The sequence below is a fragment of the Weizmannia agrestimuris genome (assembly GCF_943193165.1).
In the GTDB taxonomy this organism is placed as follows: domain Bacteria; phylum Bacillota; class Bacilli; order Bacillales; family Bacillaceae_C; genus Weizmannia; species Weizmannia faecalis.
The window spans coordinates 1-18,544 of the sequence record NZ_CALPDC010000008.1 but is presented as its reverse complement, the minus strand read 5'-3'; the positions used below and the strand labels follow the sequence as shown (position 1 = coordinate 18,544).

24 protein-coding genes are annotated in these 18,544 nt (G+C 47.5%); 6 read left to right on the top strand and 18 right to left on the bottom strand.

All coding sequences use genetic code 11. The features are described 5' to 3' along the window. Positions 1-16: 16 nt before the first annotated feature. The 4 genes from mraZ to NFR98_RS05495 all read right to left on the bottom strand — a co-directional run bounded on the left by mraZ (position 17) and on the right by NFR98_RS05495 (position 3,586). On the bottom strand, positions 17-448 hold the full coding sequence (gene mraZ / locus NFR98_RS05510) for a division/cell wall cluster transcriptional repressor MraZ (protein WP_026684695.1): 432 nt from the start codon (positions 446-448) through the stop codon (positions 17-19). A 154-nt stretch (positions 449-602) separates the two neighbouring features. Next, on the bottom strand, positions 603-761 hold the full coding sequence (locus NFR98_RS05505) for a hypothetical protein (protein WP_155245508.1): 159 nt from the start codon (positions 759-761) through the stop codon (positions 603-605). Between the two features lie 160 nt (positions 762-921). Then, on the bottom strand, positions 922-2,541 hold the full coding sequence (bshC, locus tag NFR98_RS05500; RefSeq protein ID WP_026684697.1) for a bacillithiol biosynthesis cysteine-adding enzyme BshC: 1,620 nt from the start codon (positions 2,539-2,541) through the stop codon (positions 922-924). A 166-nt stretch (positions 2,542-2,707) separates the two neighbouring features. Then, the gene (locus tag NFR98_RS05495; protein WP_026684615.1) at positions 2,708-3,586 is read right to left on the bottom strand and encodes a 2-dehydropantoate 2-reductase; all 879 of its coding nucleotides are present in this window, start codon (positions 3,584-3,586) and stop codon (positions 2,708-2,710) included. Positions 3,587-3,799: 213 nt separating this feature from the next. On the opposite strand from NFR98_RS05495, the gene NFR98_RS05490 reads away from it, so the two are divergent. Beyond that, complete coding sequence (locus NFR98_RS05490; RefSeq protein WP_017553866.1) at positions 3,800-4,300, top strand: N-acetyltransferase; 501 nt, start codon at positions 3,800-3,802, stop codon at positions 4,298-4,300. Between the two features lie 84 nt (positions 4,301-4,384). On the opposite strand, the gene NFR98_RS05485 is transcribed toward NFR98_RS05490, so the two are convergent. The 3 genes from NFR98_RS05485 to NFR98_RS05475 all read right to left on the bottom strand — a co-directional run bounded on the left by NFR98_RS05485 (position 4,385) and on the right by NFR98_RS05475 (position 5,829). Continuing rightward, complete coding sequence (locus NFR98_RS05485; RefSeq protein ID WP_026684616.1) at positions 4,385-4,897, bottom strand: RsfA family transcriptional regulator; 513 nt, start codon at positions 4,895-4,897, stop codon at positions 4,385-4,387. Between the two features lie 160 nt (positions 4,898-5,057). Then, entirely contained in the window at positions 5,058-5,231 is a 174-nt protein-coding gene (rpmF, locus tag NFR98_RS05480; protein ID WP_014095573.1) for a 50S ribosomal protein L32, read from the bottom strand. 52 nt (positions 5,232-5,283) lie between these two features. Next, positions 5,284-5,829, bottom strand: coding sequence for a YceD family protein (locus tag NFR98_RS05475; RefSeq protein WP_014095574.1), 546 nt, complete (start codon positions 5,827-5,829; stop codon positions 5,284-5,286). Positions 5,830-6,112: 283 nt separating this feature from the next. On the opposite strand from NFR98_RS05475, the gene NFR98_RS05470 reads away from it, so the two are divergent. After that, positions 6,113-7,339 (top strand): nucleotidyltransferase, encoded by a 1,227-nt coding sequence (locus tag NFR98_RS05470; RefSeq protein ID WP_035200283.1) that lies wholly within the window; start codon positions 6,113-6,115, stop codon positions 7,337-7,339. Positions 7,340-7,671: 332 nt separating this feature from the next. Here the strand turns inward: NFR98_RS05470 and NFR98_RS05465 are convergent, their stop codons facing one another. Continuing rightward, on the bottom strand, positions 7,672-8,721 hold the full coding sequence (locus NFR98_RS05465; protein WP_026684618.1) for a SepM family pheromone-processing serine protease: 1,050 nt from the start codon (positions 8,719-8,721) through the stop codon (positions 7,672-7,674). After that, the gene (locus NFR98_RS05460) at positions 8,718-9,509 is read right to left on the bottom strand and encodes a patatin-like phospholipase family protein (RefSeq protein ID WP_014095577.1); all 792 of its coding nucleotides are present in this window, start codon (positions 9,507-9,509) and stop codon (positions 8,718-8,720) included. Before NFR98_RS05460 ends, NFR98_RS05465 begins: the two co-directional genes overlap by 4 nt. A 125-nt stretch (positions 9,510-9,634) precedes the next feature. Here NFR98_RS05460 and ylbJ point away from each other — a divergent pair, with 125 nt between their 5' ends. Beyond that, the gene (gene ylbJ, locus NFR98_RS05455) at positions 9,635-10,855 is read left to right on the top strand and encodes a sporulation integral membrane protein YlbJ (protein WP_017552188.1); all 1,221 of its coding nucleotides are present in this window, start codon (positions 9,635-9,637) and stop codon (positions 10,853-10,855) included. A 276-nt stretch (positions 10,856-11,131) separates the two neighbouring features. On the opposite strand, the gene coaD is transcribed toward ylbJ, so the two are convergent. Together coaD and rsmD are read right to left on the bottom strand one after the other, a co-directional pair. Continuing rightward, positions 11,132-11,626, bottom strand: coding sequence for a pantetheine-phosphate adenylyltransferase (gene coaD, locus NFR98_RS05450; protein WP_205421937.1), 495 nt, complete (start codon positions 11,624-11,626; stop codon positions 11,132-11,134). After that, on the bottom strand, positions 11,583-12,179 hold the full coding sequence (gene rsmD / locus NFR98_RS05445) for a 16S rRNA (guanine(966)-N(2))-methyltransferase RsmD (RefSeq protein ID WP_017552186.1): 597 nt from the start codon (positions 12,177-12,179) through the stop codon (positions 11,583-11,585). Before rsmD ends, coaD begins: the two co-directional genes overlap by 44 nt. A 410-nt stretch (positions 12,180-12,589) precedes the next feature. Between rsmD and NFR98_RS05440 the strand changes: the two genes are divergently transcribed. Next, positions 12,590-12,979, top strand: a complete 390-nt coding sequence (locus tag NFR98_RS05440) for a DUF7147 family protein (RefSeq protein WP_014095581.1) — start codon at positions 12,590-12,592, stop codon at positions 12,977-12,979. Positions 12,980-13,118: 139 nt separating this feature from the next. Here the strand turns inward: NFR98_RS05440 and NFR98_RS05435 are convergent, their stop codons facing one another. The 5 genes from NFR98_RS05435 to NFR98_RS05415 form a co-directional block, all read right to left on the bottom strand. Beyond that, a complete protein-coding gene (locus NFR98_RS05435) occupies positions 13,119-13,394 on the bottom strand; it encodes a YlbG family protein (RefSeq protein WP_014095582.1) in 276 nt (91 codons plus the stop codon). A gap of 93 nt (positions 13,395-13,487) precedes the next feature. Then, positions 13,488-13,928: a YlbF/YmcA family competence regulator gene (locus tag NFR98_RS05430; RefSeq protein WP_014095583.1), complete on the bottom strand. Its 441-nt coding sequence runs from the start codon at positions 13,926-13,928 to the stop codon at positions 13,488-13,490. Positions 13,929-13,988: 60 nt separating this feature from the next. Further along, positions 13,989-14,366: a hypothetical protein gene (locus NFR98_RS05425; RefSeq protein ID WP_017552185.1), complete on the bottom strand. Its 378-nt coding sequence runs from the start codon at positions 14,364-14,366 to the stop codon at positions 13,989-13,991. Positions 14,367-14,439: 73 nt separating this feature from the next. Continuing rightward, the gene (locus NFR98_RS05420; RefSeq protein ID WP_014095585.1) at positions 14,440-14,679 is read right to left on the bottom strand and encodes a YlbE-like family protein; all 240 of its coding nucleotides are present in this window, start codon (positions 14,677-14,679) and stop codon (positions 14,440-14,442) included. A 15-nt stretch (positions 14,680-14,694) separates the two neighbouring features. Beyond that, positions 14,695-15,087, bottom strand: a complete 393-nt coding sequence (locus NFR98_RS05415; RefSeq protein ID WP_017552184.1) for a YlbD family protein — start codon at positions 15,085-15,087, stop codon at positions 14,695-14,697. Positions 15,088-15,266: 179 nt separating this feature from the next. Here NFR98_RS05415 and NFR98_RS05410 point away from each other — a divergent pair, with 179 nt between their 5' ends. Further along, positions 15,267-15,746, top strand: coding sequence for a PaaI family thioesterase (locus tag NFR98_RS05410; protein WP_014095587.1), 480 nt, complete (start codon positions 15,267-15,269; stop codon positions 15,744-15,746). Between the two features lie 100 nt (positions 15,747-15,846). Here NFR98_RS05410 and NFR98_RS05405 read toward each other — a convergent pair whose 3' ends face one another. Then, on the bottom strand, positions 15,847-16,866 hold the full coding sequence (locus NFR98_RS05405) for a CAP domain-containing protein (protein WP_017552183.1): 1,020 nt from the start codon (positions 16,864-16,866) through the stop codon (positions 15,847-15,849). Positions 16,867-17,126: 260 nt separating this feature from the next. Between NFR98_RS05405 and NFR98_RS05400 the strand changes: the two genes are divergently transcribed. Beyond that, positions 17,127-17,486, top strand: coding sequence for a YugN family protein (locus NFR98_RS05400; protein ID WP_026684619.1), 360 nt, complete (start codon positions 17,127-17,129; stop codon positions 17,484-17,486). A gap of 55 nt (positions 17,487-17,541) precedes the next feature. Here the strand turns inward: NFR98_RS05400 and ctaG are convergent, their stop codons facing one another. Continuing rightward, on the bottom strand, positions 17,542-18,462 hold the full coding sequence (gene ctaG, locus NFR98_RS05395) for a cytochrome c oxidase assembly factor CtaG (RefSeq protein ID WP_035200286.1): 921 nt from the start codon (positions 18,460-18,462) through the stop codon (positions 17,542-17,544). Between the last annotated feature and the right edge of the window lie 82 nt (positions 18,463-18,544).

Sequence of the window (18,544 nt, the reverse complement as noted above, 5' to 3'; positions counted from 1 at the left end):
TATCCAATCGAACATGTTAAAGGTCAAAATCGATGAGGTTTTCCGCAATATCAGCAAAAGAAGCCTCCGATTCCTGAAAATATTCTTCCCATAAATCTTTGCTCCAAATCTCAATTCGATTGGAAACGCCGAGCACCACGCATTCTTTTTCAAGTTTCGCATAGGAAAGGAGCGGTGCGGGAATAAGAATGCGCCCTTGCTTGTCCCACTCGCATTCGGTCGCCCCCGAAAAGAAAAATCGTGTGAATGCGCGGGCATCTTTTTTCGTTAACGGAAGGGACTTCAGTTTTTCTTCCAGCTGTTTCCACTCCTCCGCAGGGTAACCGAAAATGCAACGGTCAAGCCCGCGGGTAATAACAAACGTATCGCCAAGCTGTTCACGGAATTTGGCCGGTACAATCAAACGGCCTTTTACATCGATATTGTGCCGGTATTCTCCCATGAACATTGGCGCGTGCCCCCCGCTTCCCACTTCATATTAATAATTTACCACAATCCCCCACCTTTCACCACTTTAATTTTTATATTCTCCCCGCAGCTCCGTTTTCCTGCTTTTTGCAAGAAAAAATCAATTTAAAACTTGCGGATCGTATAACCCGATTTCAGTATGGTGAGACTTGGCAACCCGCTTTTTTGCTTCGCAATATTTTTTCAAAAAGTGCATGCTGAACCAAAACCACGTCGGTATCGTATGGGAAGCGTCTTTCCCATTGCATTTTCCTAACAATGTATCGTGGACCAAAACGTTTCGGTTTGGTCATTCGATTGCCTCCCTTTTTAGCTTTCCCCACCAAAGTATCGTCGACCCAAACCCGGTCTGGCCGTTTATTTCAATCACGATTGTTTGCGATTTTCCAACAAAGCATCGTGAACCAAAACCCCTGTTTTTTTGCATAAAAAAAGCCGGCCGCTGTCAGCCGGTTAAATTTTGACGAGTTTATGGGTGCCGTCAAATGTGAACGGCAGGGCGGCAAGGGTGTGGATAAAGTCTGTCCCGTATTTGCTAAGGAAATAAAAAAGGTTCCAGACCCTTTCCTGGGGATTGCCGTCCGGGCGCAAGGCACGTTCGATCCGCGCGTATTTTTCAAGGACGACATCATGTTTTCCCGCAATCTCTTCATCCACTTTCCGCTGCAAAAACGCAAGCTGCCCGAGGTGAAAATCGAGATTTTTGCGGGCAAGCGGTTCCAACCCCTTTCCAATTGCAGCAAAAATTTTATCGTATTGCATTTTCAGCATGTTTTCCGTTTCTGCAATGAGCGCGTCCATAAGCTCATCTTTTGCGTCATTCCAATATTTTTCCCGCTCTTTCCGGGTCCCGTATTTTAATACATGCCCGATATCGAGTCCCAGTTCCTCGATATCCCTTTGGACCGCTCGCTCAAGCAGCGTGATATTGAGCCGCGGCACAAGAGGCGGCATCAGAATCCCCATTTCTTCAAACACCCGCTTCAGCTCGGCCCAGTACGCAATTTCGCCCGGCCCGCCGATAAACGCAAGGGTTGGGAAGAGCCATTCCTGCATAAGCGGCCGTGTGACAACATTATTGCTCAGCCGTTCAGGGCTTTTCGCACAAAGCGCGCACAACGCTTCCTCTGTAAAAAAGGGGCTGCCGCCTTTTCCGGTAAATCCGCCTTGCTCCGGACTGTACTCCAGCAAAATCCGTTCCTTGCCGTCATAATAAAAAAGATTCAGCGCCCGCCTGGAAATATCAATCGCTTTTGGAAACTCAAACTGCGCGATTTCCTGCTGCTGCCAGAGGACCGCTTCCGTAATCTTGTCATAATCCTGGATCATCCGTTCAAAAAACGGCGCCTCGATCTTCCGCAAGTGTGCATCAGCCGAATCGATGAGCAGCACCCCGTATGCCTTGAAAAGATCGTGAATCATGCAGGCAAACAGGTCAGAAAGGCTTTGTGCCCTGTCTGCAAACGCCTCCAGCTTGGAAAGAAGGGCATTGGTATGTTCGGTTTCGCCAAATGCTTCAAAAACTTTATGTATCCATTTTTTTAAATGGGCAGGATCCGGTGTGGTATCAGAGATCATTTTTTTCTCAAGCGGCCCTTCAGCATAACTAAATTTTTTTAAACGCCTTTCCTGTTCGGCATAAATATGGTTCACTTCCAAATAGTCATGGTCCTCGCCCGCGATCCAGAAAACAGGTACAACCGGAATTTGCAGGGCTTCTTCCTGCTCACTGGCAAGCCGGATAATCGAAATCAGTTTATGGATCGTATAAAGCGGCCCTGTTAATAGCCCTGCCTGCTGGCCACCGATCACAACAGCAGCGTTCGGCTGCCTTAATTTTTCCAAGGAATGGGCCGTCTCCGGGGAGATTCCAAATTTTTCCATATAGTGCCCGATACAATCTGCCAGCCCTTCCCGGTTAAAAGCCCGTTTTTTTAAATCTTCCACTCTTTTATGGAAAACAGAAGCATCCGTTATATCATAATGAAAAAAATCCTTTACAGGAGATTTTTGCGCAAGATAGAGGGAAGCGAACCGATTCGTTGCTGGAATTGAAAAGTTTTCCAGTTCCATCAAATGATTCTTCCTTTCTCGTTTTCATTGATTTTCTCATTGAGTATAGCATTTTTGTGAAAAAAAGAAAAAAAGCCTGCCTGCTCGTTTCAAGGCTGCCCGTTTTCAAAAACAGAAGCCATGTTTCCGGCCGCTGCGGGCACGGCGGCAACACACGGAACGTGCCTCACCCCTTATCCTCCATCCCTTTCACCATTTCATAAAGGGCGGACGCAAGCGGAACCTGGCTGTTTTGACGGGCAGCCGTTTCCAGCATGTAACCGAGAATCGCGTCAATCTCGGTCCGCGCTCCTTTTTTTACATCTTTTAGCATGGACGATTCATTTCCGCACGTATTTTTGCAAATGCCGGTGACTTCCTCCCACATCTTTTCCCGCGAAAGTTTCGGGAAAAGCGCCGCCAGTTCTTCAAATACGGCGCGGAACACACGGGCATAATGCGGGTTTTTGATCAGTTCCCCGTTCTTTGCCTTTAAAACGGCTGTGAGCGGATTGATGACGGCATTGGCAAAACATTTGCGCAAAAGCATCAGCTCATAATCCGGCTGCACCGTGAACGGGAAAGCATCCGTATGCAAATGCACGCTTTCATCCCATTTCCCGCGGTAGACGGCGATATTCGTTTTGCCGTGCCCATTATGCTTCACCGTTGTGCCGTCAAGCCGGGATGCGCCGTGCTCTACCGTACCGACAAGGATCGTTTTTTGCGGCAATTCTTCAAGAAGAACAAGATGGCCCATGCCGTTTTGCAAAAACAAGATCGTCACCCCGCCATCTTCGTTTTTTAAAACGGTTGTCACAGCAGGAAGGTCATATTGCTTGACGGCAACAATGACTAGATCCTGGGAGGAAAGCGAAGAGAACGTGTCATCTGCTTTGACGAAAGTTCTGAACGAAGATGCGCCGTCTTTTACGGTAATCCCTTTTTCATTCAGCTCTACGGTCTGCGCCTTCGTATTTGGAAACAAGGTCACTTCATGCAACTTACCAAGCCAACCCCCGTATAATAAACCGATCGCACCAGCGCCAATCACCCCAATTTTCATTTTGCCCGCCCCTTTCCATTTTCTTTGCTCCATTTTAACAGGCAATAAGGGAATGGAAAAGAAAATTCCAGACAAATGGTGTGCGACCGTTTACACGTATTTCTTTCATTCTTCCAATTGTTTGTTATATAATGATAATATCAACCGGTTTTATGTAAGAATCGCCGCCATGCTGCTGCGACACAGCATATAAAGAGGGATGGGGGAATTGATATGGCTTATCAAGTGGAAAGGCTGAAAGTGAACTACAAAACGCTCGAAGAATTCAAGCAGTTTAAAGAGTACGGGCAGCAGGAACTGTCCATGCTTGAAGATTTGCAGGACAATATTATTGAAGACAACGCCGACTCGCCATTTTACGGCATTTATTTTGCCGATAAACTCGTTGCGCGCATGAGCCTTTACGAACGGGATGCAAAATACGATCTCTATTTTGACCCCCCGCAAACATTTTTGGAACTTTGGAAGCTGGAAGTGCTCCCGAACTATCAATATAAGAATTACGGCCGGGCGCTTGTTGATTTTGCCAAAAGCTTCGGGCTGCCGATTAAAACAAACGCCCGCCTGAAGTCGCGGGGATTTTGGGAAAAAATGGGGTTCAAACCTGTTCCTTATAATGTCGAGCGCGATTTGAGCGAAAACCCGTTTGTCTGGTTGCCGCACGGCGTGAAGCTGAAAGACGCAAAACAGGACAAAAAAACGGCCTCTTCTTAAAGAACCGGATTCCGGTTCTTTTTTTGCCTTTTACGAACAAAAAATGTCCCCTGCCTTTTAAGGTCCAGGGGATGTGCCGCCGCTTTAATCTTGTTCAGACAACTGCCGTGCTTTTTCCATAATGGAAAGGAGCGCACTGTATTCTTTTTGCAGCTGCTCATGCTTTTCCTTTTCTTCAAGATACTTTTGAAGCAGCGCCTCATATTTGCTTTTCCATTCCTCTGTACCGCGCCGGGATGCGGACAACTGCCCACTCTCGTGCCTGCTTTTTTCCGCAAGCTGCTGAAGGATACGGATGGCATCAAACAGCGTCACTTCTGTCTGCTGCCCTTCTTCAGCCGGTGCTCTCCCGGAGTCTCGGACGAGCTGCTTTCTTTCCTTTCTTTCTTTTTTTGCGGCTTCAATTTCTGAGGCGTACTGCTTTCTCACATAAGAATTCCACCTGAACCCGCATGCCGCTGCGGTCCGGTTCATCCGCTTCCCTGCCTCTTCAAACGCCCGGAGCTGCGTGCTGCCTTCGCGGATATGGCGCAACACAATGTCCGATAGCAGCAAATCTTCTTCCTGTGTCCAGGCATCCTGTCTGACTGCCGGCATATCTTTCCCCCCATCCTTTTTAATACTATTCATATGCCGTTGATAGAAAAGATAGACGAAATTTCGAGAAAAAAAGGAGGAACGGGGAGAAGCTTTTGGCGGAAAGGGATGGCGTTTTGAAGGCAAATAAAAAAGCACGGGTTTGCGCCGTGCTCTTTTATTATTTATTTACCACAACTTTGTTTTTGTAATAACCGCAAGATGGGCATACGCGGTGTGCCATTTTCATTTCACCGCATCGCGGGCATTCAATCATGCCGGGAACTTGCAATTTAAAATGTGTGCGGCGTTTTCTTTTTGCCGTTTTAGAAGTTCTTCTAAAAGGTACAGCCATTCTTCCCACCTCCTTATAAGAGATCAGCATATCATTTAGCCGAAGATGGCGGTTATTCAGAATCCTGGTCAAAAAATTTCGCAAGGTCGGCCATACGCGGGTCTACCGCTTTTTCCGCCTTCTGCTCCATTTCCAGATACTCGTCCTCCGTCAGCACCTGCCAGTTGTCCGTATGCGGCAGTTCGCCTTTTTTGGCTTCCTCACTGAAAACCTGCATGGGAATATCGAGCAAAATCAATTCTTTCATAACCGGGATCAAATCAATGACCTCATTTTCGGCAACATGCACTTCTTCATCTTCAGTGCCTTCATAATCGGAAGGCTCGAGAAGAAACGTTTCTGTCGATTTCAAGTCTACCGGGTAATGTACATCAACAAGCGTCCGGGCACAAGGCAGCACAAGCGTTCCTTCAATGTGAAGATCAAACGTCACCCTGCCCTGCTGAGCACTCCCCGTTCCCGTTACGTGGAAAGGCGAAGCCCCGCGGATCTCGGAATCAGTTTCCATTAAATCTTTTGTAATATCAACCGATTCATCTATCTCAAAGCGCTTGTCCCGAAATTTTTGCAATTGAATGGCAGACCATTTCACTTTCATCACCCCAAGACAACAAAGGTAATTATAGCTTCCCTCATACCTTTTGTCAATATTTTTTGCTTTACAACCATGATGTCCAAAACGAAAATTTTTCTTCAAACCAGAAACCGGCCCGGGCTTGTTTAAGACGCGTCCTTTTTACGCTTTCATCTTCAAGACTCCCCGTTTTTTCAAAAAAATTTTGCAGCAGGCAGGATTGCTTTTTTTGCCGGTTATGTTAAAAATAACTTATCCCAAACGGGTGCTTTTAAACATCCAAATCTTCCGGAAAGGGGAATCACAATTGAAAAGTACCGGCATCATTGTGGAGTACAATCCTTTTCATAATGGCCATTTGCACCATCTTCGCGAGACGCGGCGGATGACAGGCGCAGAGTGTATCATTGCCGTAATGAGCGGCTATTTTATGCAGCGGGGCGAGCCGGCGCTTGTTTCAAAATGGACGCGGGCGGAGATGGCCGTATTATCGGGCGCGGATCTCGTTGTCGAACTGCCGTATGCATTTGCCGTCCAGCCCGCCGAAAAATTTGCGGCAGGCGGGATTGCCATTTTGGACGCTTTGCAGTGCAAAAGCTTCTGCTTCGGCAGCGAATCCGGCGACATCGAAGCATTCCGCCAGGCGGCTGCCGTCCTGCTTGAAAACGAAGCGGCATTTAACGCATCCGTCAAGCGCGAGGTCAAAAAAGGGATCAGCTATCCGGCAGCGCTATCAAACAGCTTTCAGAAGCTCGCACCAGGCGACAGTACGCTCGATTTAAGCTCACCCAATAATATTCTCGGCTTCCATTATATGCTCGCGGCAGCAAGGCAAAACCCGGCGATGGAGGCTTTTACCGTCCAGAGAAAAGCGGCTGGGCACCATGACGTCGCGATAACCGGTGAAATTGCAAGTGCAAGCGCCATCAGAAAAACCATCTTGCAAACCGAAGATCTGCACGCTGCCCGCCCGGTGCTGCCGGAACCAGCATTTCATGTACTGAGCCGGCACCGCAACAACAACGGGCACTTCCTGCATTGGGCGCTTTACTGGCCTTTTTTGCACTACCGGCTGCTTTCCTCATCTGAAGAAGAATTACGCGCCATTTATGAAGTGGAAGAAGGCATTGAATACCGTTTAAAAAAAGCCGCGGCATCTGCCAACAGTTTTCCCGACTTCATGGAAAAAGTGAAAACAAAACGATACACGTGGACAAGACTGCAGCGAATTTGCACCCATTTGTTAACCAATGCCAAAAAAGCAGAAATCAAAAAACATGCGGCAAAACCGTCGTATATCCGGCTGCTCGCCATGAACGAAACGGGAAGGCGCTATTTGAACAGCGTGAAAAAAACGGTACCGGTTCCTTTTATTTCAAAATTTTCGCTGCAAACTGCCCCGTTGCTTGCACCGGACATAAGAGCCGCGCGGATATATGCCCTCCCGCTTCCGGCAAACGAACGGGAACACTTAATGATCCGGGAATTCAGCAAGCCGCCTTTTTTTGCAGACGAAAAAACGGATGGCGCGTGAATCCGTAGGCTGTCTTTTTACAGGCGGAAAAGCTTCGGGCATGCGGCTGGGAAGAACCGGATGAAACGCATGATTTTATGAGAACGGCTTTTTGCAGACGAGAAAGCCGCATACTTAGGCTGTTCTCCTTTTTGCAAGCGAAAAAACTGCAGGCATGCAGGCTAACACCTTTTTGCAAGCGAAAAACCGATGAAACGCATGATTTTCAGCTTTTTACAGGCGGAAAACCGGAACCCACATTACATTTCAGACTTGCAGGCAAAAGCCCGGGATGCGTGACAGCCTTCCCCCTTATTTACAGGGAAAAGCCGCTAAAACAAGCGGCTTTCCGGTTATTTTTGTTTCAGGCCGTTTAAATAGGCGAGTGCATCATCCAGTGTTTTGACCGGTACAATTTTCATGTTCGTCCCGATTTCTTTCGCCGCCGCTTTTGCCTCTTCGTAATTCGGCTTGATGCCAGGCTCGGCTTTTTTCATTTCAGGTGTAATCGTATCATCTGGAGCAAAGAAAATGTCCGCCCCTGCTTTGTCCGCTGCAATCACTTTTTTATCAATCCCGCCGATGCGGCCGACCTCCCCGTTTGGCGAAATGGTTCCGGTTCCGGCAATTTTATAGCCTTTTGTGATGTCCTGTTTGGTCAGCTGGTTGTAGATTTCCAATGTGAACATCAGCCCGGCGGAAGGGCCACCGATTTTTTCGGTATCCATTTTCACAGCCGGGTCGGATTTGACGGTCCGGTCATCGACAAGGCTGATCCCGATTCCCGTTTTATGATGGTTTTCCTTGAATTTTGCAAGTGCAACGGTTGCCATCTTCGCCTTTTTATGACGCATATAGTCCAATTTCACTTTGTCCCCGGCTTTTTTCTTTGCGACATAGTTCATAAACTGTTTGGAAGACTTGAATGCATGGCCGTCCACTTTTGTAATTCTGTCCCCGGCTTTGAGCACTTTTGCGGCCGGCATCCCGTCATATACATTCAGGACATAAATCCCTTCGTAATAGGAGCTGAACGGCCTTTTTGCCTTCTTAAAAGCAGCCTGGATGGCATTATGTTTTGCTGATTCCATTAAATAAAGCTGATAGACATTGTATTCCTCGTCCGTCATATTTTTATCCATAATTTCACGAACCGGTACGACATCCTCGTGTTTTCTCATTTTTGCCCAAAGATACGTATACGGATTCGCGCGGCCCATACGGACAGTCGTCAGCATCAATTGGCCTTTTTCAGGATAGCCGCCCTTTACTTTGATCAGCGGGGCAAGCTGCATGGCACTCCCCGGCATTTCAATATAATAAGGCAGCGGCACAAAGGACAGGAGGGCAAGAATCAGCACTGCCACAATCAATATGCGCCGCCGGATGTTTCGGTGTTTCATTTGTCGGGCTCCTTCCATTTTTCCAGCAATTGCTGTATTTCAGTTACGGATTGTTTTGCTGCTTCTTCCCCTATCTTAATGATTTGTCCGGCATTTGTAAAAGCCATTGAACTGTACATCGAGACATCGGGGCGGATCAAAACATGGGCTTCCGTTTTCCGGCTTTCGGCCAGTTCCATCTGCATGATATCGATGCTTTGCATAATCACATCATAAATATGGCGGATTTCCGCTTCTTTTTTCATGACGGAAACATCCACCCCGATCAAAAGCTCCGCCCCCATTTCCTTTACAACGGACACCGGGACGCGGTCCACCACACCGCCGTCCACAAAAAGATGGCCGCCAATTTTTTTCGGGACAAAAATGCCAGGGATGGAAATGCTGGCGCGCACCGCTTCTTGAACCGGCCCTTTTTTGAACACCGTTTTTTCGCCGTTTGAAAGATTTGCGGCGACAACGGCAACAGGTGGGTTCAATTCTTCAAGTTTTTTCCCATGAACGAGCAAACGGATCAGATCTTCAATTCTTTTCCCCGAAATCAGGCCCATCTTGCCAATTTTAAAGTCCAAATAATATTTGCGTTTAAATGCACCGGAAAGCAGCTCCATCTCGCGGACAGTCCGCCCCGCCCCGTACAGCGCCGCAACCAGCGCCCCAATGCTGCTGCCGGAAATCATATCCACCGGAATGCCTTCCTCTTCAAAAACTTTCAATACGCCGATATGCGCAAAGCCTCTGGCGCCTCCCGATCCGAGCGCCAATCCGATTTTTGGGCGACCCGCCATTGTCCCCCTCCTCGTGTCCTTCTTTCGTACAGTTTATGGTCTAATTTACAGACCTATGAGTATATTTGATTTATAGGGACAAGCGAGCAAGTGCTGCGGATTGAAAGACAGGGGAGGAACACAGATTGTACCAGTCTAAACTCAAAAGCGCCATTTTGGCCTTCAGCGTTTCGATAATGGCGATTTCCATGATTGTATTGCCGGATGAATCTTTTAAAGCCTCCATTCAAGGTTTAAATATGTGGTGGGAAGTCGTTTTCCCCTCACTTTTTCCTTTTTTTGTCATTTCTGAACTGCTGATCGGCTTCGGAGTGGTCCGCTTCGTCGGTGTTCTCTTGGAGCCGTTGATGCGGCCATTATTCCGTGTTCCCGGTGTTGGCGGGTTTACTTGGGCCATGGGGCTTGCTTCCGGCAATCCTTCAGGGGCGAAGTTGACCGCCCGTCTCCGTCAGGAAAAACAGATTGACCGGGTTGAAGCAGAACGGCTTGTAGCGTTCACCAGTTCTTCCAGCCCCCTTTTTATTTTCGGGGCGGTCGCTGTCGGCTTTTTCCATAATCCTTCTCTCGGCCTTCTGTTTGCCGCGGCGCATTATGCGGGCAATATTATTGTCGGCCTGGTGATGCGTTTTTACGGAACCGGCGAGGATACAAGAGGGCCGAAAAAGAAACATACTTTTCTTTTAAAAGAAGCGCTTCTCGTTTTGCATGCGACAAGAATTAAAAACAGCAAGCCGATCGGGAAGCTGCTCGGGGACGCTGTCATGTCCGCCATCCAGACGCTTCTGATGATCGGCGGATTTATCATCCTGTTTTCAGTCTTTAATAAATTGCTTCTGTATATGCATGTCACGTCCGTATTCGGCATGTTTGTCTCCCAGCTGCTTCACCTTGCGCATTTTTCGGAAAAGCTGAGCATCCCGCTCATTTCCGGCCTTTTCGAAGTAACGCTCGGAATCCAAATGATCAGTGAAGTGCAGGAATCCTCGCTGCTTCAGCAGGCCATCGCCGCGAGCTTCATCCTCGGGTTTGGCGGATTCAGCATCCAGGCACAGGTGGCCAGTATTCTTGCCCAGACGGATATCCGTTTCCGGCCGTTTTTTCTTGCCCGCCTGCTGCACGGTTTTCTGTCGGCTGTGATCATCCGGCTCGTTTGGAATCCGGTCTACTTACGCTTTTTTGCTGAAAAAAGCGCGTGGCAGGAAGCTTTTGGTATGCCAGGTGGAGGCCGCAGCTTGTACGCGCGTGTGACAGATTGGCTTGAAATCTACGGGCCGTTGTTTACCCTGTCCTGTCTTGTACTGTACATTTTTCTTTATTATCGTGCCTGCCGGGCGGACCGGGCCTGAAAAAAGCGCAAAAAAGCGGGGAGCATTCCCGCTTTTTCTGATGCCTTCGCAAATTTTTCAATAAATAAACCGGGCCTGTTTTTAAAGTTTTTAGTGCGGTGTATAAACGGCATGTCCGGTTTTGGGGAGCCGGTTTAAAATGTACATCCGGCCCAGCCCGGGATTTTCCGGCACTTTATGTACGGCCGGTATGTCCGGTTCCCATTGCTTTTTCTATTGTATCAACACTTCTGTGTTCGTCCAGCTCTTCCGGAATGTCCGGTTCCGCCCGCTTTTCTATTGCCCCTGAAATTTCTTTTTCAATGCCTCATGCACAACCGGTGGTACCAGTTCCGCAATATTGCCGTGGTATTTGGCGATTTCTTTCACAATGCTTGAGCTGAGAAAAGAATACTGGTTGTTTGTCATGATAAAAAAGGTTTCAATTCTGTCATTCAGCACACGGTTCATGGATGTCAGCTGCAATTCATATTCAAAATCCGAAACAGCCCGTAAGCCCCGGATAATCACATCCGCTTTTTTTGATTCTGCATATTCCATTAAAAGCCCCTGGAAGGAATCGACTTCCACATTCGGGATCTCTTTTGTCACTTCCCGGATCAGCGCTTTTCTTTCTTCAATATCGAAAAGCGGCTGTTTTGAAATATTGTTCAGCACTGCCACATAGACTTTGTCGAATACTTTTGCCCCTCTTTTAATAATATCCAAATGCCCGTTTGTAATCGGATCAAAGCTGCCCGGGCAGATCGCGGTCTTCCCCACGGGTTTCATCCCCCTTTTTCGTGTAAATCGTGATGCCGGTGATGCCGTACTGTGCTGTTTTATATGTAAAAAGATTGCCCGCTTTTTCCGGTAAGGTCAGTCCGGCGTCGTGCTCGCAAACAGCGTAACCGTTTTCACGGAGAAGGCCGTTTGCCGAGATAAATTTCAGCATCGCGGTTAGTTTTTGCTTTTTGTAAGGCGGGTCGAGAAATACCGTATCAAAGGCAAGCCCCCGTTTCGCCAGCACTTTCAATGCACGGCCGGCATCATTCCGGTATACTTCACTCCGGCCTAAAAATTCGCATTTTTCCAGGTTGGCCCGGACGGTTTGCAGCGCCTGGATCTCCTTATCAACGAAAATCACTTTCTCCATACCCCTGCTCAAGGCTTCGATCCCGAGCCCGCCGCTCCCTGCATATAAATCGAGGCCCAGGCCTTTTTCAAAATACGGGCCGATCATATTAAAAATCGCTTCTTTTACTTTATCTGTCGTAGGCCTCGTTCCCATTCCCGGAACGGCTTTTAAAACAGTGCCCTTTTGGCTTCCTGAAATGACTCTCATGCTGGTCACCACGTATCATCAGATTTCCATCTTATCCTACCATATTTTCCGGCCGGGTGGAAAAGTTTTTCACCAAAATTTAAAGCAAAAGTATAATTCAGGAAAAGTTGGCCATAATGATACCAGCAGCATCAAAAGATGTTGCTGCCAACCGCGGAGAAGACTTACGTTTCCCCATAAGTTCTTCCTCCGGTTTCTCCTCTCCCTTTGCCTTCTGTCCGGAATAAGGATATAGAAGGGCCCTGCAGTATTGGCTGCAGGGTTTTTTATTTTCCGCATTCTTGGCCGGGCACGTCGTTTCAAAAAGCCGGCCGGCATCTCCCCCGGTTTATTTTGCAGAAATACTTTCCGAATAAAAAGAAGTGCAGTAGAATAGAAGCAGCAAATTTGTTTGTAAGCGAGGAATGAAGATGCAACAAAGATTTATTGAACTAGGAAACGGATATACAGATTTATTTGAACTGATCGAACTGGCAAAAGCAAACCGGCACCGGCTGCACGGCATGCTTGCCCTTCATACCATCGTTGCGGATCAAGCTGTCACTTCGCCCGTGCTCATTTTAAAACCGACCGATCCGGGGGAATTTCAGGCGTTATACGTTTGCCTTGAAGGGATTCCGGATCCGAGGGTGCAGCCAAACAAACGGTACAGCCTGTTTGCCGAAACCGCAGCTGCTTTAGGAGCGGACATTGTGGAACTCGAAGTCCGGCCATCTTCGTCTTTTTCCGACAAAAACCTTTTTTATCAATATTTAATCGGCATATTAAGAATGAACCGGCTGATTCCGCCGCTGCAATAAATATTTCGGCCAGAGTGCAGCTGGATGTGCTTGATTTAAAATGCGCGGGACGGAGCTTCCGGGCAGCAACGCTTTTTTGGGCACGGCGGATTTGCGGTGATGCACACGCAGGGAATGCTAGCATGCAAACCCGGCGCCTTTATAGCCCTATTTTATAATCGTATTCTTTTGCTTTGTCCGGTTTTGCGTTTTCATATTCCGTTTTTAAAAACGGCTTCATGGAATAATCCACTTTCCTTACAAACGGAAGATTTTCAATTTTCGCTTTTACCTGCTCTATCTCTTTGCGGTCACAATAAAGGACGGCATACTTCATCCTTTTTGACGCATAATGGACATTGCCAAATCTTCGTAAATGTTTCGTATGCTTCATCTGATACAGCCAAATGATGAGGCCCTGCCGATCTGATAACATAGCGTTTCCCCTTCGTGCTTTTTTTAATGAGTGTACCATACCTTTTTTCACGGAACAATAAGGAAAGGCCGCGGATTGCGGCCTTATCACGATTTATGCGGAACAGCTGCAGCTGCCGCCGGTTCCGCAGCCGCCGGAACAAGAGGCATCAAAAAACGGATTTCCGGTCGGCACTTTTATATGTTCAGAAACAGATTTGCCAATCATCAGGCTGATTTGGTCGAGCAGATCCTGGAGGGCATTTTCCGCCCGCCTGAATCTTGCGACGTTCTCATCCAGATCCATTTCCCTCTTGGCTTCCCTTGTTTCTTTGTTGATGCGTTTATAATCAGGGTGATACCTGCCAAAGCGCTGGACTTCCTCAAACTGTTCTTTCAGGCGTGCAAATTTCCGGATTTTCTGCTGTGTGGCTGGATCATGATACATCCTGTTATAGCAGTCCCGGTAATTTTCGGCAATATCCGAGGCAATGACCATTTTCGCCAGTGCTTCAGCTTCAGACAAAATTTCCGCGCTTTCCAATGTTGCAAGCAAAAAGCTCACCTCCACATGATGATTTTACCATGTTTCCGCAAGCTTTGCGAATTTGCCCGATCAGCTGACAGAAATATAAAACTGCCTGTGAATGCCTAGGCGGGCGCCTGTGTTTTTGTCCACTACTTCCAGCTGCACTGTATGTACCCCTTTATCAAGCCCTTTTACAACAAATGCAGCCGTATTGTACTCGCCTTTCCATACACCATCCACATAGACTTTGATTTTTGCCGGTTTGGCATGCCGGCTGCCTGAAAAGGTGACGCTTGGAATCATACATTCCACGAACAAATCCCGATCTTTTACAAAATACCGGACTGATGCCTGGTTTTCTGCCGCGGAAGCAGCATCCGCTTCCCGCTGCTCTTTACGCGGCATATGCCCGCTGCAGCCGGCAAACAGCAAACATACAGCAAGGAATCCTGCAGCCATCTTCATTTCGATCACTCCTTGCGGTTATTTTCCGCAAGAAAGCGCTGATTTACTCAAAAAAGGCAAATTTTTTCGGAAATCATCCTTGTTCATAGATGGACTGCACCATATGCATCATCATTTGTGCCATTTGCAACCCGTTTGCAAACTTTTCAACCCGCTGCGGGATCGTTTTCTGGTAATAATGGAGCGCGGCAATTTGAAATTGCTCCAGTTCCTCGGGATGCCTTGACAATTTCCGGTACCACGCCGGCTGCTCCCTTAAAAAAGTTTTCCATTCGTTCGACTGCCGGATGACTTCCATTACTTCGTTCCGCATATGTGCAGCCCCTCTCTAGTCTTTTCTGAATGAAAACGGGCCCTTCGGCTGGGGAGCCTGGGATTGTGGCGTCTGCCCCCCTGTAAACTGCGTGATCACATTTTGGACGGCGGTAATCGCTTCCGTCAAATGCTGCAGGTGGCCTTGGACCTGTGCTGGGTCCAGGTTCTCGAGCATCGCGCCGAGCTGGTTCAGCCAGCTGCTTCTCCCGCCCGTTTTTTCCTTCGTTTCACTGCCTTCTGCCGCGTATTTTTCCCAGACCGGGTCGTCTTCGCCCAGTATATACCATTCTTCAAAGAAATCCTGTAAAGACTTTTTTCCGCCCCGGACTTCTTTTAAAATCAAAGGATGGGTTTTTGTAAAAGCTTTAAACTTTTCTACGGAAGGATGCAATTTTTTCGTTCCCATTTCCGCTCACCCCGCGAGAAAACATTTTTTTCGAACGTTGGCTTTCTGTTACGTTCACATACCTTCCTCATATCCAGCATATGCCGGCAGTAAGCAGGTGTGAAGGTTTTCATTTCCCGTGAATTTTGATACGATATGGGTATGCTTTTAAAAAAACGCGTTAAAAGAGGTATCAGGAGATGAAAGAAGAAATACACCATACTTTTGAAAAAGTGGTCCAAGCGGCAACGGAAGAAGACTTAATCGTATTGCAGCAAATGTTAAATGGACTTTCCAATAAACAAGCCGGGAACGAACGTACATATTTCAAGGATCTCTTTTTGATGGAAGCGGACTTCGATGGGGAAGAATGCGAGGTGACCATTCCAGTTACGCCGTTACTCTACAATAACTTTTCCATCGTTCACGGCGGTGTAACGGCAACCCTGCTTGATACAGCAATGGGCGTGATGGCAAATCGCCTGTTGCCGGCGGGTCAGCAGGCTGTTACATCCAATCTCACCATTCATTATATTGCCCCGGGGACGGGAAGCCGCTTAAAAGCGAAGGCAAAGGTAATCCACCGCGGCACGCAAACGATGGTGCTGGAAGGAACTGCCTTTCGGGATGACGGGACAAAGATCGCCCATTGCACGGGTTCTTTTTTCATTTTGAAATGAGAAGCCGGAAATACCCTTTCAAAAGCCCCGGGCAGCCCGCCTGCCTTATATGCATACATCAGCCGGACCCCTCTCCAGCTTAGGCTGGAACGGTATCCGGCTATGGTGCCTTCATGAAATCCTGGGTATAGTATTTCTGGTACACCCCGACGCCAAGATGGGTGAAATCTTTCTCCAGCAATGTTTTCCGGTGGCCTTCTGAATTAAGCCATCCCTCCACAGCAGCCGGACCATCCGTATAGTGGGCGGCAATATTTTCCCCAGCCGCAGCATAAGAAACATGCCCATTCTTTAATCTTTCTTTTAAGTCTCCATATTTGGGGGAGACATGCGAAAAATAATGGTCGTCAGCCATGTCTTTGCTGTGATTGTACGCCACTTCGGAAAGAGCTGTATTCCAGGCCAGTTTTTTTAAACCGAATCGTGCCCTGACAATGTTTGTAAGGTCAAAAATTTGCCTGGCGTTCGCCTTTTCTACGTCAACCCATTTCGGATCATCCTCCGGAACGGATTCGGGCAGTTCTCCGTGGTACACCATTTCATATGGATGCAGCATCGTCAGTGTGTTTTTATCCATAAAACGGATAAACAGCAATTTGCCGCTGAACTTATCAAGCGCCAGCTGGGCATAGATATCCCCAAGACGGACAAGCGGGCGGATATTCAAATCTTCTTCCGACAATTCAAAGCGGTATGTGCCTTCATTTGTTTGCACCGTCATATCCGTATCCATTAAAATGGAACTGTAAATTTTTTCTACATTTTCTCCAATCTCAAACGGGGCTACGTCTAAACGGGTTCCGACAGCGTAAATGGTCGTAACCTTGCCATTTTTCACGCCGGCCTGAAAATAACCGGTCGATTTTTTCTTATAAATCCACCAATCATAACCATATGGAGACGGATCCACCCTTTGTGGTTTTCCGAAATGTGTGGTCAACGTTTTCACAGGTTTCCCGATATATACCGACATGCCATGATCCGGACGGCTGTACGTTTGATCCTTGCTGTGGTCATGAATGTCAGAACTGTTATCCATTTTCTTGTTAGAGGAATGGTTTTGCAGTACGCCGTTTTCAGGACGAAGCTGGACATAAAGTCCGATCAGAAATATGATCACAAGGATCGCGGCTGTTTTTAAAAAGGTACGCAGGTGACTTCACCTCTCTTGATGTTCCGTAAATTTTTTCTCCTTTAATTCATTTTATTATATATTTTACAGTTTTAAGCAGAAAAGCACCAATTTTTTCAATCACCTCCTCGAAGGGCAGCCGATGCGGCCGGTTTTTTTGCGGGTATGAACATTTGCATTGCATAAATGTTTGTATTCAGATAAGATAAAATTGAAAGATTTTAATTGCGCGGACGGGAGGGGTATTTTTGCGGTTTGATGACACGGGTTTGGAAAATATGAAAGTGGATCTGACGCGGCTGGATGATGTAATGGAGCGGCACAAGATGGTACGTGCCGGGCAATGGGATTATGAACGCGTCACATATGATAGAAAATTTACGATTCAGGAAGGCACCTATTATCTTCGCGTGCAGGGAGTTGCAACCGAGGGGGATGTGGATTCGTTTGATGCCGTGATTCAGTTAAAGGCGCCTATTTTAGGAAAATATTATTATCCGCATGGTGTGGAATACGGCGATGACGAGTATTTTCCGCATGATCTCGTCAAGTATTGCAGAAAAAATTTGGAAGCGCTTAAAGAAGACTTGGTTGTATTTGCTGAATAAAATGTGCCGCTCCTGTGGCCCCTTAAAACGGTGGGCCATAGAGAGCGGCCTTTTTTTAATGCTGTTCCATTAGCCTCCGCTGTTCTCCGGCAACCGGATTCTTTTCCGTGCTGCCATCTTCCTGTTCTGTCCTTGCCCATTGGAAAAAAATGCGGGCAAGCATGATGCCGTAGACGATTTCCTGCATGATTTTCATCACCACACCGCCAAGCTGCTGGTCCTGCAGTACAGGAAGCGGTGAGAAAAGCGCCGGGGAGCCGTAACGCGCCACTCCGGAGAGCATGTCAGCAGGCACACATAAATGCATGGACGAAAGCCACATCGTTCCGTCGGAAAAGCTCCTGTAAACCGGATGATTGGCGAACATGATTAAGGCGCATGCAGGGGTTAAAAGCATGGCGCTTGCAAATAAATAAGCGATTTTTTTCAGGCCACTCAGCGCATATTGCCCGGGCAATGGCGACAAAATCGGCCACCACATCGCTATGGCTAAAAGAAACAGCACAATGGTGTAGATGCTGTGGAGAAAAGGAGTGACCTTGACCTGATCGAAAACGGCCGGAATGTGGTACAGGGAAAAAATGATATTAAAGGTGATAACGGCAAGCACCGGATTTGTAAAGAACCGGACAACGGGCGCGACAACCGGAAGCTGCATCCCCTTTTCCAATATCCACACCGGCATCCCACGCAAAAACAGCGGTGCGACAATGAAAAAAAGGATAGACATTTGCAGCATATGGACGGAAAACAGGATATGCCCGATAAGATCGACAGGAGAGCCTTTGACGATGTAAAGCAATACCATCGCTGTACAAAAAGAAACAGACTGCACCGGACTCGGCGGCATTGCGTTCAAATAAGACCTTTTGCATAAGGACGCAAGCAGAAAATAAAGAAAAACAAACAGTAAGATCGTGATAAAAAAATAAGGGCTCCACAGTGCACGAAATCCGAATATTTCAAGCGGCACCATTACCACTCCTCGTATAATAAGTTTAAATCCAAAGTGGATGTCAATTTCCAGTTCATTCTGCTGCTCATTGACAAGTGAATAT